This window comes from Halomonas sp. A40-4, from assembly GCF_015767635.1.
Lineage (GTDB): Bacteria > Pseudomonadota > Gammaproteobacteria > Pseudomonadales > Halomonadaceae > Vreelandella > Vreelandella janggokensis.
Window position 1 is genome coordinate 2,968,461 of the sequence record NZ_CP065230.1, and the last position, 22,831, is coordinate 2,991,291.

General features: G+C 58.7%; 14 protein-coding genes. 4 read left to right on the plus strand and 10 right to left on the minus strand.

The window, feature by feature from the left end:
- Positions 1-12: 12 nt before the first annotated feature.
- From IT895_RS13965 to IT895_RS13995, 7 genes are all read right to left on the minus strand, one after another.
- On the minus strand, positions 13-12,225 hold the full coding sequence (locus IT895_RS13965; RefSeq protein WP_199283823.1) for a non-ribosomal peptide synthase/polyketide synthase: 12,213 nt from the start codon (positions 12,223-12,225) through the stop codon (positions 13-15).
- A gap of 63 nt (positions 12,226-12,288) precedes the next feature.
- Positions 12,289-13,296 (minus strand): TauD/TfdA family dioxygenase, encoded by a 1,008-nt coding sequence (locus tag IT895_RS13970; RefSeq protein ID WP_233337256.1) that lies wholly within the window; start codon positions 13,294-13,296, stop codon positions 12,289-12,291.
- Entirely contained in the window at positions 13,289-14,017 is a 729-nt protein-coding gene (locus tag IT895_RS13975) for a 4'-phosphopantetheinyl transferase family protein (RefSeq protein ID WP_199283824.1), read from the minus strand. Before IT895_RS13975 ends, IT895_RS13970 begins: the two co-directional genes overlap by 8 nt.
- Positions 13,995-14,735, minus strand: a complete 741-nt coding sequence (locus IT895_RS13980) for a thioesterase II family protein (protein ID WP_199283825.1) — start codon at positions 14,733-14,735, stop codon at positions 13,995-13,997. Before IT895_RS13980 ends, IT895_RS13975 begins: the two co-directional genes overlap by 23 nt.
- Entirely contained in the window at positions 14,725-14,970 is a 246-nt protein-coding gene (locus tag IT895_RS13985) for an MbtH family protein (RefSeq protein WP_085918229.1), read from the minus strand. The genes IT895_RS13980 and IT895_RS13985 overlap by 11 nt, the downstream gene beginning before the upstream one ends.
- 229 nt (positions 14,971-15,199) lie before the next feature.
- The gene (locus tag IT895_RS13990) at positions 15,200-15,406 is read right to left on the minus strand and encodes a FecR/PupR family sigma factor regulator (RefSeq protein WP_199283826.1); all 207 of its coding nucleotides are present in this window, start codon (positions 15,404-15,406) and stop codon (positions 15,200-15,202) included.
- A 131-nt stretch (positions 15,407-15,537) separates the two neighbouring features.
- Positions 15,538-16,065, minus strand: a complete 528-nt coding sequence (locus IT895_RS13995; RefSeq protein WP_233337257.1) for an RNA polymerase factor sigma-70 — start codon at positions 16,063-16,065, stop codon at positions 15,538-15,540.
- Positions 16,066-16,270: 205 nt separating this feature from the next.
- Between IT895_RS13995 and IT895_RS14000 the strand changes: the two genes are divergently transcribed.
- Entirely contained in the window at positions 16,271-17,068 is a 798-nt protein-coding gene (locus IT895_RS14000; protein ID WP_199283828.1) for an inositol monophosphatase family protein, read from the plus strand.
- 166 nt (positions 17,069-17,234) lie between these two features.
- Positions 17,235-18,002 carry an ABC transporter ATP-binding protein gene (locus IT895_RS14005; RefSeq protein ID WP_199283829.1) on the plus strand — a complete coding sequence of 256 codons (768 nt, stop codon included), beginning with the start codon at positions 17,235-17,237 and terminating at the stop codon, positions 18,000-18,002.
- A 21-nt stretch (positions 18,003-18,023) separates the two neighbouring features.
- On the opposite strand, the gene IT895_RS14010 is transcribed toward IT895_RS14005, so the two are convergent.
- Positions 18,024-18,989 carry a zinc ABC transporter substrate-binding protein gene (locus IT895_RS14010; RefSeq protein WP_199283830.1) on the minus strand — a complete coding sequence of 322 codons (966 nt, stop codon included), beginning with the start codon at positions 18,987-18,989 and terminating at the stop codon, positions 18,024-18,026.
- Between the two features lie 140 nt (positions 18,990-19,129).
- On the opposite strand from IT895_RS14010, the gene IT895_RS14015 reads away from it, so the two are divergent.
- Together IT895_RS14015 and IT895_RS14020 are read left to right on the plus strand one after the other, a co-directional pair.
- Complete coding sequence (locus IT895_RS14015) at positions 19,130-19,870, plus strand: ATP-binding cassette domain-containing protein (RefSeq protein ID WP_199283831.1); 741 nt, start codon at positions 19,130-19,132, stop codon at positions 19,868-19,870.
- Positions 19,860-20,663, plus strand: coding sequence for a metal ABC transporter permease (locus IT895_RS14020; protein ID WP_066319694.1), 804 nt, complete (start codon positions 19,860-19,862; stop codon positions 20,661-20,663). Before IT895_RS14015 ends, IT895_RS14020 begins: the two co-directional genes overlap by 11 nt.
- Before the next feature lie 15 nt (positions 20,664-20,678).
- On the opposite strand, the gene IT895_RS14025 is transcribed toward IT895_RS14020, so the two are convergent.
- Both IT895_RS14025 and IT895_RS14030 read right to left on the minus strand, forming a co-directional pair.
- Positions 20,679-21,767, minus strand: coding sequence for a DUF1513 domain-containing protein (locus IT895_RS14025; RefSeq protein WP_199283832.1), 1,089 nt, complete (start codon positions 21,765-21,767; stop codon positions 20,679-20,681).
- Between the two features lie 3 nt (positions 21,768-21,770).
- Positions 21,771-22,796: an imelysin family protein gene (locus IT895_RS14030; protein WP_199283833.1), complete on the minus strand. Its 1,026-nt coding sequence runs from the start codon at positions 22,794-22,796 to the stop codon at positions 21,771-21,773.
- Positions 22,797-22,831: the final 35 nt, after the last annotated feature.

Below are 22,831 nucleotides of genomic sequence, written 5' to 3' on the forward strand. Positions count from 1 at the left end.
AACCCCGTGACTTCATTGACCGACCAACTCGGCATCGGCATTTACCCCTTGGGCCTCTTCCAGCGCCGAGCGCTCATAGATGTCTCCCATCGCCACTACAATCTTGCGTGGCCCTTCGTAGGGATCCCGGGCATGGGCCGCTAACATGTTGTCGACCATCACCACATCGCCCCGGCGCCAGTCGAAACGCACCGCACAGGCTTCGTATGCTTCTCCGACAACCTTCATCATCTCGTCGCTAATCACGGAGCCGTCGCCGAAATAGACATTGCGCGGCAGGCGCTCCTGGCCAACCATGCCAAGCAGGTCTTCTTTCACATCAGGCTCAAGGCAACTGACGTGGTGGAGCTGCACCTGATTGAAGAACACCCGATCACCGGTTACGGGGTGGGTGACTACTGCAGGGCAGTGCGTACGCGTCTGCAGCTCGTCATCACCCAACCACTCCCAATCGATTCCCGCTTCTTTGAGCCGCACTTCAACCTCCTCCCTGCTATCGGTTTTGAAAAAGTCTCGCCAGCTCACGTCCAGGTTGCGGGTGAAGGTGCGCACATAAAGCAGCCCTTTGCGCTCGAACTCCTCCACCACATCGGCGGGGAGCTGGCGTAGCATCTCGCGACAGTCAACAATCGGGGTGGCACCTCCCACAGGAGAAGGCTTCTCGCAGAAGAACAGTTGCTTACGCGGCCAGCGCTCCAAATGCGAACTTTCGTTGTGATAAAGAATCATCTGGCGCTCGGGATAGGGGGTTGAACGGTAGGTATTACGCCCCCCCTCTTTCTTGGGCAGATCACCATAGTTGCCGTAAAGGCCCGGCTGGATAGCCTCGGCAAAGGCCTCAAACTCTTGTGGCGTGGTAAGGTCAAAGTTACGGAACAGGATGCCTGCGTGCGTTCGTAAATGTTGCTCAATGAAGTCACGCTGGGACGTTGCCCACGCCACTGCATCAAGGTCAGCGTCCGTCGCTTCGATCACCAGGGGAAAGACCCTTTTTTCGTCAAACAACGCCGTTCGTACCGGTGAGTCACTGTTGGTCGAGGAGCGCGCATCTGGCTGGGATTTCAGGCTGCCAAGCTTGTTGAGTTTGGCACCTTTTGAAAGCTTGTTTTGCATAGCGTGTTTCTCCATTAGGGGTAAACGAAACTCCTCGACGGGTGTGCTGGGAGCTTCCACGATCTGCGCTAGTAGCGACTGCCAAGCACCGGTCAAGTGCTCAATGGTTTCGCGTCGATACAAGGCAGTGGCATAAACCCACTCGACTGATAGTCCGGTATCACTTTCATCAACGAATACCGCCATATCGAACTTCGACTCCTGCCTAGGCTGAGGCATTACCTCCACCTCAAGACCCGGAAGTGAGAACCGTTCGGTTGGCGTGTTTTGTAGTACGAAGAGGGTTTGTATCAGGGGGGAGCGATCGCGCTCACGGCTAATCCCCGAAAGCTCGACAATTCTGTCGAAGGGAACAGTTTGATGATCGAACGCATCCAGCACGCTGGTCTGTACTTGCTCGAGCCAGTGGCCGAAATCAATCTGTCCATCAGCCAAACGAGATCGCAGTGGGATCACATTGACGAAAAAGCCAATTAGCGGCTCAACGTCGGGATGGCTACGGCCGGCGACATCGGTTCCCACCACTAAGTCTTGTTGACGTGTCTGACGATGCATCAACAGCTGAAAACTCGCCAATAGAAGCGTAAATAGCGTAGTGCCATGCTGGGTGGCGAGCCGGTTTAAGGACGTTGACAGCTCAGGGCTTAGCGACATGCTCAGAGCACTACCGGCGTGCGATACTTGGGTGGGCCTAGCGAAGTCCCCCGGTAGTGTTGAGAGCGGAGGAGCATCGCTTAGATAGCGACGCCAGAAGGTTGCGCTTTTCTCGAAGGCCGCTCCCGACAGTGCTTTGTCATGCCAAGCGGCGTAGTCAACGTACTGAATGGGGAGATCGGGAAGCCCACTCTCTTCATCATCAATAAGCGCGCGGTAGGTTGTGACGAACTCTTTGATGAAGACAGCTTCTGACCAACCGTCGAATACAATGTGGTGAACACAGAGCAGCAGCAGATGCGACCGTGGCGATAACCTTATTACAGCGGCACGGAGAAGCGGCCCCGAGGATAGATCGAAGGCGCGCTGTGCATGCTCTTCCATAAGCTGCCGGGCTTGATCATGCTGCTGGTCGCCCTCCAGGTTCACCAAGTCGACCCATTCAACCTCCATAGGGTTGCCGGGTGCGATGACTGCGATCGGTTCACCCACTTCGTTCTCTGGGTAACGGGTACGCAGTACTTCATGACGATCTACAATCACATCAAGCGTCGACTTAATTGCTTCTGCATCAAGCTGCCCTGTGAGGTTTAGAGCAGCGGACATGTTGTAGCCCGTTCGCTCGCTGGAGGAGCCTGCCAATCGATTGACCAGCCATAACCGCTTCTGGGCCGGAGACAATGGCATTTGCTCACGCCGGGTAATGGGACACAGCGGCGTATCGCCCACCACATCATTTCCACCAGTAGAGGCAAGGAGAGCCAATTCGCACAGAACGGGGGTCTTAAATAAGTCGCGAAGGGCCAAGCTCTGAAGACCTGCCGCTCGCATGCGCGCAAGCATTTGCATTGCCAACAGAGAATGGCCGCCTAGCTCGAAGAAGTTATCGTGTCGGCCCACCAGCCCAACGCTCAATACTTCTGACCAGATTTGCGCCAGCGCTTCTTCAACCTCACCTTGAGGCGGCTCGTACTGCGAGCCACTGGCTAAATCCGGCTCAGGTAACGCCTTGCGGTCTACTTTGCCATTGGCATTCAGCGGCAGTGCATCAAGAGCCACCACAACCCCCGGCACCATATAGTCCGGTAGTTGTTGGCCCAGCGCTTCACGTAATACGGCGCTATCGAGTTCACTGTCAGCTTGGGGCACCACATAGGCCACCAGCCTCGAGCCACTAGGGGTGTCTTGGGCAACCACCACCGCCTCGCGAACCTCCGGCTGAACCAATAGTTCGGCTTCGATCTCGCCCAGTTCGATACGCAGGCCGCGGATCTTCACCTGATGATCGAGGCGGCCCAGGTACTCAAGCTGACCATCGTCACGCCAGCGCACCAAATCGCCCGTACGGTAGAGGCATTCGCCCTGTGCAAAAGGATCGGCGACAAAGCGTTCTGCAGTAAGGTCAGGACGGTGCAGGTAGCCCCGCGACAAGCCCACGCCACCCAGATAGAGCTCCCCTGCGACGCCAGGCGGCGCCAGGTTAAGATCACCATCCAGTACGTAAGTGCGGATACCTGCGATCGGTTTGCCGATCGCTACCTGATTGCGCCCATCGTCTTGGCACGTCCAGTGGGTCACATCGATGGCAGCTTCGGTGGGGCCATAGAGGTTGTAGAGCGCCGTGTGAGGCAGGCGGGTAAATACCTGGTTTTGCAGCGCTGCCGGAAGCGCCTCGCCGCTACATACCAGACGCGTCAGGCTGGTGCAGGCTTCTACCTCACCATGCGCTAGGAAGGCCTGAAGCATTGAAGGTACGAAATGTAGCGTGGTGATCTTGTGGGTACGGATTAATTCAACCAGTTGGGCTGGCTCACGGTGAGCGCCTGGCGGGGCCATCACTAGCCGCGCGCCCTGCATCAGCTGCCAGAAGAACTCCCACACAGAAACATCGAAGCTGAACGGCGTCTTCTGCAATACCGCATCATCGGCCGTTAGATCATAGGCCTCCTGCATCCACTGTAGGCGGTTAGTCAACGCGTGATGGCGGTTAGCTGCGCCCTTGGGCCGCCCGGTAGAGCCCGAGGTATAAATCACATAGGCTAGGTGTTCACCGTGCAGGGCCACGCTTGGATTGGTCGACGCATGATGCGTCACATCCAACTGATCCAGTTCGATGACATTCAGGTTTTCGGCTACTGGTAACGACTCACGAAGGTGTTGCTGGGTAAGTAGCAGCTCAATACCGCTGTCCTCGACCATATAGGCCAACCGATCACTCGGATAATCTGGGTCTAGCGGTACATAAGCACCACCCGCTTTGAGGATACCCAGTAGCCCCACCACCATCTCGATGGAGCGTTCCACCGAGATGCCCACTCGGGTTTCGGGTTTTACGCCTAAGCCAATCAGATAATGGGCTAACTGGTTGGCTCGATCATTGAGTTTGGCGTAGTTGAGTGACTGATCTTCGAATACTACGGCCGTAGCCTCTGGGGTTATCTCGACACGGTGTTCGATCAGACGGTGGACCGGGTCGGTCTTGGTATAGCGATCACCGTTAACGCTCCACGCCTCTATTTGCTGCCGCTCTTCGTCACTTAACCAATCAATCTCCCCAACTCGTTGAGTCGCTGACTCGCTCAGTTGCTCAAGCGCTCTAACCAGATGCTGAATCAACATCATGGCAACGGAATCGTCTAGCTGTGATCTTGAATAGCTGAAGCAAAGTTCCAACGTTTCCTTCTGGAAGACGGCCAGCGTTACGGGGTAATTGGTTTGCTCGCGGTTGGCCACCTCGCCGAACACCAATTCGCCCGGCAGGTTCTGATCCAATGCTGCATCCACAGGATAGTTCTCGAATACCAACAAACTATCGAACAGTGATTGACCACCCTGCCCCGCCCAGAGCTGGATGTCATAGAGCGGCGTATGCTCATGCTCGCGACTCGCCAAGTTTTGTTCCTGCAACTGGCGCAACCACTCATCGACACGCAGTGAGGGATTCAGTGAGACAATGAGCGGCAAGGTATTGATGAAGGGACCAATCAACTGCTCTGCCGCTGGTAGCTCCGCAGGTCGCCCGGCGACGGTGGCTCCAAAACAGAGGCTATCTTGCCCCGTGTAACGGGCCACCAGCAGCGACCAGGCACCTTGCATTAGTGTATTGAGTGTTACGTGAGCAGCCTTGGCGAAATTCTCCAGTCGCTGAGTGGTCGTGCTATCTAGCGACAGGGATATATCTTTGTGTCCAGCTTGCACTTCGTGGGGGCTAGGCATCGCACTGACGAGATGCGTGGGCGCATCAAGATGCTGCAGCTGGGCACGCCAGTAGGCTTCACTAGCATCAGCGTCACGGCGCTGCAACCATTCAATGTAATCACGATAGCGTCCTTCTACAGATGGCAGGGATTCACCGACGTAGCAGCGCAGAACCTCACCCATCAGTTGCGAGGTACTCCAGCCATCCAGCAGCAGATGGTGACGCGTCCAGATAAAGCAGTGCCGGTTATCGGCGACTGTCACCAGCGCCAAGCGCATCAGCGGCGGCAACGTAAGATCGAATGGCGCCCGCTGCTCCTCGGCAAGCCTCTCAAGCGCCGCTGATAGATCCTCTCTTCCGTGCCAATCCGCTTCAAACCACGGCAGCTCGACGGTGCGTGCCACCCACTGCAGCGGTGCGCCAGCGTTCTCCATGAAGCCGCTACGCAGGATCTCGTGACGCTCTAGCACTTGATCCCAGGCGGCCTTGAAGCGCTCAACATCCAGGTTGCTAATCTCCACCTGTAACTGGTTGAGATAGGCCACATCCTGGTCATCGTAGAGGCTGTGGAACAGCATGCCCTGTTGCAATGGCGATAGCGGATAGATATCCGCCAGTTGATCGGCGGCAACAGGCAAACCGTCCAACTGCGTCTGACTCAGCCCCGACAGCGGGAAGTCCGAAGGTGTTGCGCCACGAACGCCACTAGCACAGTGCTCAATTAATGCCTCTAGTTGCGCTTGGAAGCTTGCTTGCAAGGCATTTATCGCCGCCTCGCTGTGAATCTCACGACTGTAATTCCAGTCGAAGCGCAGTTGGCCATCTTGAACCCAGGCCACCACCTCAATCCAGGTACGGCGCTTGCTTTGCGGCGCGCGAGTCTGCCCTGCATTCTCTTTGGCGAGCCGCCAGGCCCCATCGCCCTGTAGGGAGCGATCCAACTGGCCTAGATAATTGAAGGTGACTTGGGGGTAGGCACCACCGACCAGCGCGGGCTCTTCATTCAAATAGCGCAGCACGCCGTAGCCAAGCCCCTTGTCAGGCACTTGGCGGAGTTGCTCTTTGATGGCTTTTAGGCTCGTAGCAGGCTCCGCATTACCCGGCGTCAGGCGAACCGGGTAGAGCGAGGTGAACCAGCCCACGCTACGGCTGAGATCGACACCGTCGAACAGGTTTTCGCGGCCATGGCCTTCCAGTTCGATCAGCACACTATCTCGCTCCTCCCACTGGCACAGGGCGCTCGACAGCGCCGTGAGAAGCAGATCGTCCATCTGGGTTCGGTAGGCCTTATGCACCGGCCCCAGCAGTTGCGTGGTTGCCTCAGTAGACAAGCTGCCGGCAAGTGAGGCGGTATCGGCAACGGTGTTGCTGCCCTGGGGATTCTGTGCCGGTAGGCTAGGCTCTGGCGCTTTAACTAGGTCTTCCCAATAAGGGCGTTGCTCAGCCAACGCCTGCGATTTGGCGTAGTCGGCCAGGGCACTCGCCCACTCAGCTAACGAGGTGGTGGCCGGTGGCAGGTCGGCTGCCTTTCCTGCACTTAACTGCGTGTAGGCCGTTTGCAGGTCATCAAGAATCACGCGCCACGAGACGCCGTCTACCACCAGATGGTGAGCCACTAGCAGCAATCTTCCACCGCGCTCGCCTCCCAGTTCCATCCAGATGGCACGGAACGGCCGCGCCAGACTCAAACTGCGCTGCGCAGCATCGGCGGCCCGAGTGATGGCCTGCGCCGTATCCGCTTGGTCACTCAGATCCAGGTGCTCGAAGAGGTCATCGGCTAGCTTGCCATAGGCTTGTTGCCAGCTATCGCCAACGCGCTCAAAGCGCAGCCGCAAGGCGCTATGGTGATCTACCACTGCCTCAATGGCACGCTGCAGCAGCGCGGCATCTACACCACTGGCCGCTTCCAGCATCAACGACTGATTCCAGTGGTTTGGCTCGGCGAAGTTCTGCTCGAAGAACCAGCGCTGCACCGGCAACAGTGCAAAGGAAGCCACCTTATCAGGCGCAGCCACTTGTTTAGGTGCGGCCGCCGCCAGGGGCGTGGCCATCGCTGCCACGGCGGCCACGGTCTGCCCTTCCATCAACTGCTTGGGGGCTATCTTGTAGCCACGCTTGCGCGAGCGCGCAACGATCTGCAGGCTGAGGATGGAGTCACCACCCAGCTCAAAGAAGTTGTCGTTACGCCCCACCTGCTCGCAGCCGATCACGTCAGCCCAGACCGCTGCCAACGCCTCCTCTGCTTCTCCCTGGGGCGCTTCGAAGGCTTTACCACCATCGGCTTGCACTGGCTCTGGCAACGCCTTGCGATCCAGCTTGCCATTGGCGGTTAGTGGTAAGGCATCCAGCCGTACCAGGGCGCTGGGCACTATATAGTCTGGTACGCGCTCGCCAAGCTGCTCTAGTAACTCGGCGTCATCGACATCGCTCCCGGCGGCCATCACCACGTAGGCATACAGTTGCGCGCGGCCTTCATTGTCATCCCTTGCGACGACTTCTGCTTCCGAGACCCCTGGGTGGTCGCGCAACAGGGCAGCAATCTCACTCGGCTCCACCCGATAACCGCGAATCTTGACCTGATCGTCCACACGGCCAAGGAACTCCAGGCTACCGTCGGCAAGTTGGCGCACCCGGTCACCGCTGCGATAGAGCCGCTCCCCCGAATGGAAGGGGCTGGCAACAAAGCATTCCGCCGTTTGCCCCAGCCGGTACAGATACCCTTGCGCCAGCCCTGGCCCGCCTAGGTAGAGCTCACCGGCAACACCCTTCGGCACCGGATTAAGCCAAGGATCAAGCACATAGGCCTGAGCATTGGCCAGCGGTGTGCCGATCGGCAGTGTGCTGGCAGCTCGATCGGCTATGTCAGCTTGCTGTGTGAGAATACCTACCGTGGTTTCCGTAGGCCCGTAGTGATTAAGCACTTGGCAGGTTGGCTTAAGCTCGGCGATACGTTCCAGTAGCGCCCAGTCGGTCGCTTCGCCGCCCAGAATCAGGCGCTCGTGCGTAAGCACGTCAGCCGGGGTTGCCGCACTCAGCAGTGCCCGCAGGTGGCTGGGCACAATCTTGAGCACATCCACCCGCTGTTCCCGCATATAAGCTGCAAAGGCATCCGGGTCAAAGGCGCACTCGGGAGAAATGAGGTGCAAGGTGCGGCCGGTGCACAAGGCACCAAACAGCACCGTATGCCCCAGATCCGCCGCTACCGTCGACACCATCGCCATGTTGCGGGCATCCTCTGGTAGCGCCAACGCTTCCAGAACACCCTGTACATAATTGGCCAGCGCACCGTGACTTACCACTACGCCCTTGGGCTTACCCGTGGAGCCAGAGGTATAGATCACATAGGCCGTCTGCTGGGGATGGATAACTGGTGGTTCGTGCTCTACTGCAACTGGAATATCATCGGCAAACGCCAGTTCCATTACCGGAATGTCATCGCTCCAGTCGCAAGCCATACTGCTCAGCATTAAGCGAGCGCCACTGTCAGCCAGTTGATAGGCCAAACGTTCCATCGGTAGTTGTGGATCCAACGGCACAAACGCCCCGCCCGCTTTGAGTACGGCGAGAATGCCAAGTACGTATTCACATGAGCGTTCGGCGTGAATGGCAACACGCACTTCAGCGCCTACTCCCTGTGCGGCCAGTGCCTGTGCTATACGCTGGGCTTGAGCGTCCAGGCCGGCGTAGGTATAGCAGTATTGCCCATCATCTACAGCTGGCTCATCAGCATTAACTGCCACCGCTTTCGACAGCAGAGTGGGGATATCCTGAGCAAGACATTCGCTTTGGTTGCCTTCCAGCACGGAGATAGGCTCGGGTAGCGCCAGCATCGCCGTATGAGACTGCGGATCAGCGACGACCTGCTCGGCCAGGCACCGGAATGCCTGGCAGAAACGCTCGATCGTATTGGCATCGAATAGCTCTGCGGAATAAGCGAATAGACCTGCTATTCCCTCGGACTCATCGCAAAAATCGAGACTCAGGTCGAAGTGAGCAATGCCTGTGAATACCTGCTCGGCTTGAATCGCCAGGCCAACCACGTGACGCTCCGCCTGCCACCTTTCCTGCTGAGTACACTTCACCTGAAATAGTGGATGTACCCCGGGTTGCCGTTCAAGCTGCAGTGCCTCCACCAACTGATCGAAAGGCACCTCTTGATGCAGCTGGGCATCGATCAGGGTAGCGTTCACCTCATCTAATAAACGTTCGAAGTTTTTAGTGGGATCAACCTGAGTGCGCAGGACAACGACATTGATAAGGTAACCAATCAAGCCCTGGAGCTCGGCTTTATGGCGATTGGCAATGGGGGCCCCTACTTTGATATCTGTCTCACTGCTAAAGCGATGCAGTGTCAGCTTTAATAGTGCCAAGATCACGGCGTAGAGCGAAACACTTCGTTCACGGGATAAGCTACGTAGCTGCTCGCTCAACTCACGAGGAAGCGTAAAGCGCAGCTGGCCTTCGCTCGGTGCGGACAGCGCTTGGCGTGGACGATCCAGCGGCAATGCCAGCGGGGGATGATCCCCGGCGAGGCGTTCGCACCAGTGAGCAAGTTGGCTCTGTCGCTCACTACTATGTCTCTCACTGCTATGCTGCTGACGCTGCTGCCAAACCGCATAATCTGCGAACTGTACTGGCAGTGGTGCAAGCTTGACTTCTTGCTGTGTGCACGCACCCTCATAAAGTGCGCATAGATCATCGATGAGCACCTGTACTGACCATCCATCGCCAGCAATGTGGTGCTGAACGACGGCTAATACATGGTGCTCTGGGGACAAGCGGTAGAGGGCAACGTTTAAGGGAGGCGCATTTTCAAGATCAAAAGGTTGCCTCGCCAGTTCGGAGAGAGCGTCCTGCAGTGCCTGCTCCTGTTCATCCGCGGTATCACCGGGTATATCGTCACAGATCAGCTCAGGACTCCAGTCCTGCGCTAGCCGCTGAACAGGTTCTCCCGCCTCACTCAAGGGATAATATGTACGTAAAATGTCATGTCGCTGAACCAGGGCCTCTAGCGCTGCATTGAGCGCCGGTAAATCCACCTCCCCCTTGAAGTGCAGTGCCCCCGCCATATTGTAACCAGCGCTATGGGGATCGAGCTGCCACGTCAGCCATAGGCTGCGCTGTCCTTCCGACAGCGGTATGTCGCCTTGACGCTGATCATCTTCAAGACGGGGGATGGCCATCCCTCGTTGATCCGATGGTGCCGCCAAACGTGCTTCGATAGCTTTAGCCATGGCAGACAAGCGCGGTTGCTCGAACAGCGCGTGCAGAGATAGCTCGACGCCCCAGTGATCACTGATGGCGGCGGCTAGGCGCACCGCCGCCAGAGAATTACCCCCGCTGGAGAAGAAGTGAGCATCTTTTCCCAACGGCTTTTCCTTGCCGTCCCCCAGCACTTGGCACCAGAGCTTCGCCAACGCCTGCTCCGTTTCGCTCTCTGGTTCCGTGGTAGATGGCGATGACTTTCCTCCGCACTCAGCGTCGCCACCGCTGGCAAAATGCCCAAAGGCGTGAATGGCGTAGGCATCCAGGCTACCTGCCTCCCAGCCTTGGCGGCAGGCACTGCGCTGTAGCTTGCCGCTGGAGGTCTTGGGGAGGCCACCGGGGTTGAGTAGAAGCGCGACAGAAAGCGGTTCATGGCAAGCATTCCCTACCTCCTCGCTTAGCGCTTCGACCAGCGTCTCGACGGGCACCAGCTTCTGCATACCTCGGGAGACCTCAGCCGCCACGCCAATCCCCTCGGTGCCTTCAGGTGTGGTCACGGCAAAGGCCGCTACGCGTCCTTTGCGCACTGCTTCCACTTCCGCCTCGATAGCGCTCTCGATATCCTGGGGGTAGACGTTATGGCCACGCAGAATGATGAGATCTTTGATGCGCCCGGCGATATACAGCTGCCCTTCGTGCAGAAAGCCCAGATCACCGGTGCGCAGCCAGCGATCATCGCGAACGTCGTGAGCCTCTGCATCGGTGTGCTGCCAACTGACCCCATCGCGAGTGACAAAGGTGTTGGCCGTTGCCTCGGGGTTCCGCCAATACCCGTGTGCCACGCTGGGCCCATTGACCCAGATCTCGCCCACGTCGCCTTCGGGCAGTGAGTGAAACCCTTCGGGATCGACAATATCGATTGTGTGACCCGGCTCCGGCGTGCCGCAGCCCACCAGAGTGTTGCCTTCAACGGCTGAAACAGCTTTACCTTCGGCCAGTGACTGTTGAGAAAAAGCCGTACCCACCACGCCCGAACCGCGTGGATTACAGCTGACCAATAACGTCGCTTCGGCCAGGCCATAGCAGGGGGCTGCGGCATCAGCGGCGAAGCCCGAAGGGCGGAAACGTTCGATAAAGCCAGTGAGGGTTGCGTGTTGCACCGGTTCGGCGCCTGAGAACGCGACCCGCCAGCTGGATAAATCGAGCGCTTTAACCTGCTCGTCGCGAATACGTTCAAGGCACAGCCGGTAGGCGAAATCGGGGCCGCCGCTGATGGTGCCCCCATGACGGGAAATTGCCTCCAACCAGCGTATCGGCCGCTGCAAAAAGAAAGTGGGGCTCATCAGTACGGCGGGGATACCGCGATAGAGGGGCTGCAGCAACCCACCGATCAGGCCCATGTCGTGGTACAGCGGCAGCCAACTGACGAAGACATCGTCAGCGCCAATCGAGAAGCCCGTCTCGATGGCACGCTCGTTCGCCATCAGGTTGCCATGACTCACCATGACGCCTTTGGGCGTGGCCGTGGAGCCCGAGGTGTACTGCAAAAAGGCGATATCGTCACGCTGCGGGCGATGCTCAGCCCAGTACTCAGCGCGGCTCTCATCTACGGCATCCACGGGGATCAATTCGGCGCTACCAACGTCTTTTCCCGCTGAAGCGATCAGCTCGATAATCGACGAAGAGGTGAGCACACAGGCGGCCTGGCTGTCGTCGGCGATGGCCAGCAGGCGTGCCAGGTGGTGCTGCCTGGCCGATTCCGGCGGGAAGACCGGCACGGCAATCACCCCGGCATACAGGCAGGCAAAGAACGACACCACGTAGTGCTCGTCGTTATCCAGCAAGATCAAGGCGCGCTCGCCAACCGGAAACCGCTGCTGGAGCTCGCTGGCCAGGGCGCGGGAACGCCGCTCCAGCGTGGCGTAGTCGAGGATGGTTTCGCCTTGAGCGTTCACGACGACCAGCGCTCTGTCGCCGGGTCTTTCCCGGGCCAGACGGCTCAAGTGCTCGACATAGCTTATAAAAACATCGTGATGGGCCGGGTGACTGTTCATTGTCTGAGCGTGCCTTGTAGTCATGGGTATACCTGCTGGAATTCCTGGCCGAGGGATGAGGCGTTATGGTCGGTCGCTGGAGAGGTTGCCGTGGCCTTCCGCCATGGCGACAACGACTTTGCGTGGCCCTTTAAACGGCGTTCGCGCGTGGGCGACCAGCATGTTGTCGAGCATCAGCACGTCACCGGCCTGCCAGGGGAACATCACCGTTTCGTCGGCCAGCACATCGCGAACCTCGTCGAAAATGGCGTCGTCGATGGGGCTGCCATCGGCAAAGAAGACGTTGCGGGGCATGTCTTCGGGGTCGAGCATCTCTTCCAGCGACTCGCGTACCTCTGGCTGCAGGTTGGAGACATGGAAAAGATGGCCCTGGTTGAACCACACCCGCTCACCGGTGACCGGATGGGTCTCTATGCTTTGGCACAGTTGGGTGGTACGCAGGTCGCCATCGGGCTTCCACTCACAGCGAATACCCGCTCGGTGGCAGAATGCCTCCACCTCGGCACGGTCTTCGGTGTTGAAGACCTGTTGCCAAGGCATGTCGAAATCGCCGTAGTTGCGCACGTAGAGAATGCCGGGTTCGAAGCGCTCACGAATCTCTACCGGCATGCGACGGTAAATCGCGCGGCTATCGGCGATCGGCGTCTCTCCCCCTTCAGGGGCGGCGGTGACGCAGTGGAACCAGATTTTCATCGGCCACTCGCGGGTATAAGCCTGCTCATTGTGGAGGGGAATATGTTGATGGGCGGGGTATTCGGTCGAGGTATAAATACCCGATGACACTGCTGAACGCGGTGTTGAGGCGAACTCATAACTCAGCAGCGGATGACCAAAGGCGGCGGCAAACTGCTGAAAATCGTCCACGGTGGGCACATCAAAGCCTCTTAGCAGCACGCCGCCAACTCGGGTCACCAGGGATTCAATATCCCCACGCAACTCGCCAAAGGCTTCCAGCAGCGGCTGCCCCGGGTAGGCGGGAGAAATCATGATGGGCAGCTCCGAGTCAGCAGGCCCCTGACGTTCGGGTATGGCGTTGGTGGGTTGCGTTGCGGTTGCGCTTTGATTATCCATGATGGATCTCCTGAAAAGTCGTTGAGTCGCGTTGGCCCTGTGCGCCATGGGCATAGCAGGTACAGCCCGCGTCGAGATAGCCCAGAGCGGCGGCATAGCCACTCGGCGCTGACAGCGGCCATGCTTGCAAAGAGGATGAAATGGGGAGCGAGTGCTCAAGGTGATAGGTGCCTGATGGCCCAGGAGCGGGCATAACCGAGAGCGCCTGCAAATGCTCTGCAATGCCCAGGCCCAGGGCTTTGAGCACCGCCTCTTTAACCACCCAGCGCTCCATGAAGGGCAGTGCGTGGTCGAGCTGCTCGCTCGGCGATAGCACCAGCTCGCTCAGCGGTGCAAGTTCGGCCTCCGACCGGCAGCGCTCAATATCGACCCCCACCGCGCCGCCGGGAGCAAGCGCGATCAGAGCGACATGGCCAGAGTGGGAAATATTGAAGGCCGGCCCATTAGCGCTTTTCAGGCGTGGCTTGCCGAAGGTGTTGTGGGTAAACATCAGCTTTTCTGGCGCTATACCAGTGTGCACTGATAGCAGTCGCCGCAGGGCTGCACGTGTCGCCACGGCGCGGACGACATCGGGGTGACGGCGAAGCCGCTGGGCGCGCTGCCACTCGGCCTGGCTCAGCAGCCGCTCGTCGTCGACGGCCACCGGGGCGTCCAAGTCAAGCGCCAAGCGCCAGACTTCAAGGCCCTCAGGGGTGCCTTCAGCTAACCGCAGGCGCTGCATGGGGCACCTCCTCAAGCCGTCGGGTCAGCGCGCGTTCGATGGTCGCCAGCACCTGGGCCTGCTGCTGACGAATAAAGAAGTGACCGCCGTCAAACCAGTTCAACGCGAACGCCCCACCCGCTTCCCGCTGCCACGCGTCCAGGCGTTCGCTTTCGATATCGTCATCGCGACCAGCGAGTACCTGTAGGGGGTAAGCAAGCGTCGCACCGCCGCGATAGCGGAAACTGCGGCAGAGACGATAGTCCGCCGCCAACACATCGAGCGTAAGACGCAGCAGTTCAGGGCTTTCGAACACTTCTTGCGGTGTGCCACCCTGCTGGCGAAGATCCGCGATCAGGGCTTTGTCGTTCTCAAGGCCCGCCAAGCGGTCTGGGTCGCGCATTGAGGGCGCCGGGCTGCCCGAGGCGAACAGTATCCGCGGCTGAGGGCGCCCCACATCGCGCAAGCGAGCGGCCATGCCATAGGCCAGCAACGCCCCCATGCTGTGGCCGAATAGGGCAAAGTCGCCGCGCATCCGCGTTGCCTGCTCTTCGCACAGCCGCACGACCTGGGTCTCGAAGTCATCGATGAGCGGCTCACCCAGGCGCTCGCCACGCCCCGGCAGCTCAATGGGATAGACCTCGATCCAGGCGGGCAACTGATGCTTCCAGCGCAGATACATGGTGGCGCTGGCCCCGGCACAGGGCAGGCAGAGCAGTCTCAAGCGCTTAACCGGCATTCACCTGCTCCGCCTCGCTGTTGGCCTGTTCATCCATCCACTGACGCAGCGACAAGGGCCGCATATCGGTCCAGGTCTTTTCCACGTAGTCGAGGCAGGTTGGCTTATCGCCGAGCACCCCAGTGTCGGTCCATCCAGGGGGAATCGCCTTCCACTCGGGCCAGAGGGAGTACTGCTCTTCGTGGTTGACCAATACGCGGAAGACAGCATCTTCACGATCAAAACAGCTTGTCATGGGGCTAACCTCACCGTTGCCTAAGGAATGAGAAATAAAACGCAATTGCTTCTCATTACATAATGACGAGTGAGGTACCAGAAAATTTAACGGGAAAGAAAATCAATTAGTCTGGGACCAGCAGCCTGTCGGACTTAAGGCTGTCCGGGTGCGCACAAGGCGCTAAACCGTCCTAGAGGGAGGAGTAGGCATGGAAAAGGAAACAGGAAGGAGAGAAAACCACCGTTTGTCAGCGACGCTCATCACTGCGCGGGACCATCCCCGTCAGCAACCATAGCTGTTCGGCTTCACGGAATACCCGGCGATGCTGGGAAGACGCCGCTAGCCATGCATGGAGCGCCTCGCGATCCGCATCACTCAACGTTTCTTCATGCTCGCGCATCAGCCAGTCCAGGGCTGTTTGCCACACGGCTTCATCGCCGCTGTCGTTATTCATCGTTACCGTCTAGCCTCACTACTGCTGCCCGATCAATCATTGGACCGGAAAGCGCCTGCTACTAACAACGCTTTCACTATGTGCTGACAGTGTAACAAAGCGACAACAAAAGCGGCACAGCGAACGTCTGCTTATCTGCCTGGCAACGACGTGCCTCGCAGTGACTGACGGCAATAAGTTAGCGCATCACGAATCATGAAGTTGACTGACGTGGTGGAAACCCCCAGCAACTGAGCCACTTCCCGTTGCGTATGGCTTCCCGAACGGTAGAGTTCAAAGGCGCGCCGCGTTCGCTCGGGCAGCTCATCCAGTGCGTCCACCACCTGGGCCAGAGACTGGCGATCAATGGCAATCACTTCGGGGGAGTGTGAGGCGCAGGAAGCGTTATCTCCCTCCTCCTCTTTTGCGAACAGCGTTGACTCAAAGGCCGAGCGGCGGCAGCGGTCAATGGCAAGGTTGCGCACCACAAGCGACACGTAGGATATGGGCTGCTTCATCTCAAACAGCGTGGTGGCCTCTGAAATTTTCAGGTAGGCATCCTGCAATACATCATCGGCTTGATCGGTATTGCCCAGGACCCTTGCAGCGACACAGCGGAGCCGGGGGCGCTGATTGACGAAAATATCCTCTAATTCAGCGCTCCAGGGGTGGACATCCATAGCTCGGCCTCCTGCCTTGATTGACACTACGGAATAAATGGCAATAGTTATTATTTGCGTTAAATGGCAGTAAGTCAATCGGTGAGACCAATCTGAATCAACCCGAGGCAGGTGTCTGTCACCGGCGCGTCATGGATAGCGGGTTATCGTGAAGCTACCATGCGCTCAGCAAGGCGCATCAGTCGCTCTGCCCAGGGGAATAACGATGCTGGATAGCAATGACCTGCTCGAAACGGTGAAGCAAGCCGCCTATGAAGCTGGCACCTTGTTGCGCGAGGGGTATTCGCAAAAGGGGCGGATTGCCTTTGAGCAAAAGGGCGCGTCTGATTTCGTGACTTACTACGATACAACGGCTGAAAATATCATTATCGACTGTATCGGCAGCGCTTTTCCCGATATTGCCTTTCTTGGTGAGGAAAGCGGCCTGACGCCCAGTTCCGATAGCGACTATACCGTGGTGATTGATCCGCTGGATGGCACCAATAACTTCCTGCACGGCGTGCCACATTTTTCGGTGTCGATCGCGGTCACCAAAGGTAATGAGCTCGTCATGGGCGTTGTCTATCAACCACTGCTTGATGAAATGCTTTGGGCGGCCCAAGGCATGGGGGCTTTTCTCAATGATCGAAAGCTCACCACACCTTCGCCTCGCCCAATGACCGAAATGCTGGTGAGCACTTGCCTGCCCTACCATGCCAAAGGCGATTGCGCCACGGCCCTGAACCAGCTTACCGCGCTGATGCTACAAGTGGCTGGCATCCGCAGCCCTGGCTCGGCGGCTCTCGAGATCGCCTACGTCAGTCTGGGCCGTTTTGATGCCTTTTGGTCCCAGGGCGCCAAGCTCGAGTTCTGGGATATCGCCGCGGGCATTGTGATTGCCCGAGAAGCAGGCTGCAGCGTTACCGACCTCGCTGGTGAGGCGCATCCCGGCGAATGGAATAGCTTGCTTGTGGCCCACCCCAAGCGGCATGGCCAACTGTTGACGTTGATGAAAAACAACTAAACCGCATTGCCATGCCTGATCGGCACCTCTCCTTCTGCCTACCGATAGCGCGCCTGCACAGAGCGCAGTCGCTCCCGCGTGATTTTTTTCCATTTCTTTGTTAAAAATGAGAACTATTAGCACTAGAATGGAGCCATGGTCATTAACGCATCGCTAGGAGTGATTCATGTTCGAGGTCAAAGGGGCCACCTTCGAAATCAATGGCAAACCGATTCTAACGCCCATTGAACATAGCTTTCAGGAAGGCAAGATTTACGGCCTGATTGGCCATAATGGCTCGGGCAAGTCGACCTTGATAAAGCTCATGGCCCAGCAGCAGCCTACCAGCCAGGGAGAGATCTACTTTGATCAGCGCCCGCTGAGTGATTGGGGCAACCGCGAGTTCGCTCGCCAAGTCGCGTATTTACCTCAACACCTGCCCAGCGCTGAGAGTCTTACCGGGCGCGAGCTGGTGGCCTTTGGCCGCTACCCTTGGCACGGCCTGCTGGGGCGCCACACCCAAAAAGACAAGGACGCTATTGACCGCGCCATTGCCCTCACCCACACCGAGGACTTCGCCGACCGCCTGGTCGATACGCTTTCCGGCGGCGAGCGTCAACGAGTCTGGCTTGCAATGCTGTTGGCACAGGGCAGCCGTTTTCTACTCCTGGATGAGCCACTTGCAGCGCTGGATATCGCCCACCAGATCGAAGTCCTGGCGCTGATTCGCAAGCTGTGCGATGAGCTAAACCTCGGGGTGATTATCGTGCTGCACGATATCAACATGGCCTCGCGCTACTGCGATGAACTGATGGCGCTGCACAGCGGCCGCCTACTGGCCTGCGGCTCCCCCAACGACATGATGTGCGACAGCACCTTGGAAGCGATTTACGGGCTCCCCATGCAGGTCATGAAGCACCCGAACGGGGAGCACAATATCGCCGTGGCGCAGTGACGCGCCAGCCTTTCCAGCCAGTCACATGGCGTTTGTGCAATGCTGGATTTCATCCGCCATCTGGTTGAGCAGCGCGTCGTAAAGCTCGGGGCCAGGCGTTAGGTCAACGCCCAGGGGGTCCATGACGCCGATATAGGTATCGGTATCGCCAAAGACGGCATCGACAATTTGCGGGTTAAACTGCGGCTCGCTGAAGACGCAGTGAATGTCCTCTTCGTTGACCATCGTTTGAATAGCTTCAATGCGTGCAGGGCTGGGTGAGGAGGCATCGCCGATGGAAATCGCGCCCGCTGCCGTTACATCAAACGCCTTCTCAAAATACTGATAGGCGTCGTGGAACACGATAAAGCGAGTACTCTCGCTGGTGGCCAAGCGCTCTTCGATGTCTTGCTCAAGTGATTCAAGCGCTTGTCGACCTTTCGCCGCATTGTCACGGTAATAATCTGCGTTTTCCGGGTCCAGTTCACCAAGCTGCTGGGCAATGGCGTCGAGCCAACGCCGTGCGTTGTCAGGATCCATCCAACCATGCGGGTCTTGTCCGTCGTGATGATGGGCATGATCATGACCATGGTCGTGGTCGTGGTCGTGGTCGTGGTCGTGGTCGTGGTCGTGGTCAGCGACATCGAACGTCGCGCCTTCGCGATAGGCAAAGGTGTTGATGTCGGAGACGCGCATCAACTCCAGATGCCTGGCATCGCCGGCCAGATTCTCCACCGGGCCTGATAGCCATGGCGTTAGATCGTTGCTTACCCATACAACCAGATCGGCATTATCCAAGGCGTCTGCTTCCGAGGGCCGTAGTGAATAACCGTGGGGGGATGCGCCGGGCTGGATGAAAAGCTCAGGTGACCCACGATCACCCATCACCTTGGCCACCAGTGAATGTACCGGCGGGATATCCACCGCCACACGGGGAACATCGGCCAAGGCCGTCAAGGGAAGGCCCACCAACAGCGGTAAGGCGTAATGTGCCAAGCGATACGTCATGGCTCTCTCCTAATGGTCAACAGCAGGTAAATAATCGTCGTCTTATGGTCAGGCGCTTTCGTCCACGCGTAACGCTAGGCGCCCTCCGCCAAATATGTTATAACATAACAATAAATACGTAAGCCAGAGTTTGCCTGCTGATGCTCCAATCTATTACCCCTAGCGCTTCCCTTTTGCGCGCTTGCCAACTCAACGTGCGCATCGGGGGAAAACCGATTCTTGAAGACATCCACCTGGCGCTGCATCGCGAAGAAATCGTCACGCTGATCGGCCCCAACGGGTCGGGAAAATCCACGCTGGTTAAAACGCTAGTGGGCGCCATCAAGCCAACGTCAGGCCGTGTGGAAATCGACGCAGGCCTGAATATCGGTTACGTGCCCCAGCGGCTGCATCTAGACCCGACGCTCCCCATCACCGTCTCGCGCTTTATTAACCTGCCCCACCGCCACCCCTGGGACGATGTGCACCAGGCGCTGACAAATGCCGGGGTTGAAGGGTTACACAATGCGGCGATGAGCCAGCTGTCTGGCGGGCAGTTGCAACGCGTGTTGCTGGCCCGTGCGCTCATCAACAGGCCAGACATCCTGATTCTCGACGAAGCCACACAGGGGCTTGATTATCGTGGCGTCGCTGACTTCTACCAAAAGATCGAAGAGGTACGCCAATCCTATCGCTGCGGGATTTTGATGGTTAGCCATGACCTGCATGTGGTGATGCGCACCGCTGATCATGTGTTGTGCCTGAACGGCCACATCTGCTGCGAGGGCAAACCCGAGCGGGTTGCCTCCTCCCCCGACTATCAGGCGTTATTCGGCGAGCAGACAGCCCAAATGCTCGCCGTTTATCGCCACCAACACGAGGAGACTGCCCATGCTGGATGATTTCATGTGGCGTGCGACCCTGGCAGGCCTTTTCGTCGCCCTTGCCGCTGCGCCGCTCGGTTGTTTTGTGGTCTGGCGGCGCATGGCGTACTTCGGCGATGCAACCTCTCACGCTGCCATTCTCGGCGTTGCATTGGCGTTACTGCTTAATATCTCTATTTTTGCAGGGGTGTTAATGATTGCCCTGACCATGGCCGCCTGCGTGACGTTGCTCAGCGGACGTGGCTATGCCATGGATACCCTGCTCGGGGTCATGGCGCACTCGGCCCTGGCGATTGGCTTGGTTGCCGTTTCGTTTATATCGGGCGTACGTGTCGACCTCAATGCCTATCTATTTGGCGATATTCTGGCCGTTGGCAAAGACGACTTATGGGTCATCGGGGGCGGCACGCTGATGGTGTTGGCGTTACTCGGCTGGCGCTGGTCGGCGCTGCTGACCGCCACGCTCAGCGATGAACTCGCCCACGCCAGCGGCATTCAGCCACGCCGGGAGCAATTAGTTCTCACGCTCTCTCTCGCTATGGTCGTGGCGGTGGCGCTCAAGGTTGTGGGTGCCTTACTGATTGCCGCCCTGCTGATTATCCCCGCCGCCACGGCACGGCCTTTCTGCCGAACCCCCGAAATAATGGCCCTGGTAGCGGCAGGCATTGCGTCATTGGCCGTCACCTCGGGGCTTAAAGCGGCTTACCTCTTCGACACCCCGACTGGCCCGACCATTGTCACCCTGGCCGCTGGATTTTTCCTGCTCTCGACGATCGCCATGCAAGGCGTGCGCTACCTGGGCCAGCACTAAACAGGTCAGCGCTGATCAGGTCAGGTGGTTATCCCAGCGGATTTCCAGGCTGGCCAGCAGCTCGGGCGTTGCCGAGCCAGGGGTTACCCGGTAGAGCCCGCCCTGGCCGGAGGAGACCAGAAAGCCGCCGTTGCCATCGCAGCGGGCGCCGGCGGCGTCGGGCAGTTCCAGGCTGGTGTTCAGATGGCCTTGTTCAGCGTCCAGCAGCAGCACCCGGTTGCCGCGGGGCGCGGTGACCAGAACGTTTGCCGAAACACGGCTAAACGCGACGCTGGCGGTGTAATGGTGCAGGCTGGCAGTGACCTCATCGGGCAGCGCCAGTTCTGAAAAATGCCCATTGGCATCCAGGCGGCAAATCAGCGGATGGGTCTCCCACTCGGGGCCTTCGAACTGGTAGCCCGCAATCACCGTGCCGTCCGCTGCTACATCCAGATGACGGCAGCTTAACTGGTGGTGCGAGGGCTCGTGGCGTGCCAGAATTTCGCCGCTATGGCGATCCATCAGCACCAGTGCCGGGGCCATGGTGTCCAGGTTGAGCTTTACCCGGCCGTAGTCGGGGTGGGTCTGAATGCCGCCCAAGCCAATGACCAGGGTGTCACCATCCGGCATCAACCGAAGCTCGTGAGGGCCAATGCCCTCCAGCGGCATATCACGCACATGGGCGTAGCCGTTGGCAGCGTCGTAAACCCGCACCAGCCCAGCGCTATCCGCCAGGCGATTGGCGGTGACATACAGATATCGCCCGATCAGGTCGAAGACGCCATGCCCGTAGAAGTGGTAACCCTCCCCGGCGTCGATGGTATGGGCGAGTTGGCGGCTGTCGCCGTCGATCACGTGCATCCGCGTACCGGGGCGGCGAGCAAATAGCACCGCCTGGCGAGAATCTGGACGTAAACAGCCCCCATGGCAGCGCTCGGGTACCTCGATCATAAAGCGGGCCTGGCCATCCAGCGCCACCCCGGCGATAAAATGCCCACCGCTGGGGGCATCCACCGCGCTAAACAGCCAATCCACTTCCTCACGAGCGGGCAGCGCCCAGCTCAGCGGGGTCAGCGCCACGGCCATGCTGCCCAACCCTACCTTGAGTACCTGGCGTCGCTGCATGGCTCAATCCCCATCGCTGGAATTGAAGCCGCGCACCAGCCCCAGTTCACCAGCGATCTCGTTACCCAGCAGGTGGCGTAGCTGGCTGATATCCAGATAGAGCGACTGCAGGCCGCGAAACGCCACTTCGTCGTCCAGGGCAGGCACCAAGCCGGACGGCTGTTCGCTGGCCTGGGCGAGCGTCTTGTCCAACTGGTCACGAAACGCCTCGGCGAGCGGCAGCGCATCCGCCTCGCGCAGCAACGCGGTAAGGCCAGGCAGGAAGCCAGTACGCAAGCCCTCAAGGCTGCTCTCTACCAAGCGGATCGAGTTGTCGCTGCGCCAAGCTTCCGCCAGATAGCCGTTGGCGGGAGCACTCTTGAGGCCCATGGGCTCCCCGAGACGCTTATCTTCGAGCAGTTCAAGGGCCTGGATAGCGCTGGCCAGGGTGGTTTCGGTGTAGTCAGCGGTATCAAGATAGTGCTCGCCAAAGGCCTGCCAGTCGCGATGCAGCGCACTGGTGGTATCCGCGAGATGGGTCGTGATGGCCTGCATGAGTGCACAGGCATTCGGCTCGCCAAGGGCCTGCTGATCCATGGCGTCGTCATAAAGCAGGTACTCCAGGGCGGGAAAGCCCTGGATCGCCACGCTGTCGCGGGCAATCGCCTGGGCATCCGGCGAGTCGTGCGCTTTCAGCCAGCCGTTCACCTTGCGGCCCACCAGGTTCTTGCGATCCGGCCAGAACTGCAGCTGCCAGCCCCGGCTGTTCTGCTCCACCGGGCCAAACTGGATAAAGCGCACTGCCTGCCAGGCCTGATAGGCACTCAGCCAGTCATCTTCCAGCCGCTGCCTGAGTGCATCGTCGGGGCCCTGACAGAAACGCGCGGCGCTAGTCTCCAGTCGCTCGGAGGCGGCGCTCAGCTCGGCGTACTGCATCTCCACGGCGCTGTGCCACATCTCCCGCGGTGAGGTGTTCTCCGTAGCAAAAGAAAGCGGTGCCGCCAGAAACGCACAGGCCAGCAAACCCAACCGTCGAAACGCAGCCATCATCTAAACTCCTTGGCAATCAAGCCTTTCAACCATTC

Bases quoted from the DNA above. Each gene is read 5' to 3' on its own strand.
- IT895_RS13980 (WP_199283825.1), bottom strand. From the start codon at position 14,735: ATGCCGGTTAAGCGCTTGAGACTGCTCTGCCTGCCCTGTGCCGGGGCC.
- IT895_RS14025 (WP_199283832.1), bottom strand. From the start codon at position 21,767: ATGCAGCGACGCCAGGTACTCAAGGTAGGGTTGGGCAGCATGGCCGTG.
- IT895_RS14030 (WP_199283833.1), bottom strand. From the start codon at position 22,796: ATGATGGCTGCGTTTCGACGGTTGGGTTTGCTGGCCTGTGCGTTTCTG.
- IT895_RS13975 (WP_199283824.1), bottom strand. From the start codon at position 14,017: ATGCAGCGCCTGCGGTTAGCTGAAGGCACCCCTGAGGGCCTTGAAGTC.
- IT895_RS13965 (WP_199283823.1), bottom strand. From the start codon at position 12,225: ATGAACAGTCACCCGGCCCATCACGATGTTTTTATAAGCTATGTCGAG.
- IT895_RS14020 (WP_066319694.1), top strand. From the start codon at position 19,860: ATGCTGGATGATTTCATGTGGCGTGCGACCCTGGCAGGCCTTTTCGTC.
- IT895_RS13985 (WP_085918229.1), bottom strand. From the start codon at position 14,970: ATGACAAGCTGTTTTGATCGTGAAGATGCTGTCTTCCGCGTATTGGTC.
- IT895_RS14010 (WP_199283830.1), bottom strand. From the start codon at position 18,989: ATGACGTATCGCTTGGCACATTACGCCTTACCGCTGTTGGTGGGCCTT.
- IT895_RS13995 (WP_233337257.1), bottom strand. From the start codon at position 16,065: ATGGATGTCCACCCCTGGAGCGCTGAATTAGAGGATATTTTCGTCAAT.
- IT895_RS13970 (WP_233337256.1), bottom strand. From the start codon at position 13,296: ATGGATAATCAAAGCGCAACCGCAACGCAACCCACCAACGCCATACCC.
- IT895_RS14005 (WP_199283829.1), top strand. From the start codon at position 17,235: ATGTTCGAGGTCAAAGGGGCCACCTTCGAAATCAATGGCAAACCGATT.
- IT895_RS13990 (WP_199283826.1), bottom strand. From the start codon at position 15,406: ATGAATAACGACAGCGGCGATGAAGCCGTGTGGCAAACAGCCCTGGAC.
- IT895_RS14015 (WP_199283831.1), top strand. From the start codon at position 19,130: ATGCTCCAATCTATTACCCCTAGCGCTTCCCTTTTGCGCGCTTGCCAA.
- IT895_RS14000 (WP_199283828.1), top strand. From the start codon at position 16,271: ATGCTGGATAGCAATGACCTGCTCGAAACGGTGAAGCAAGCCGCCTAT.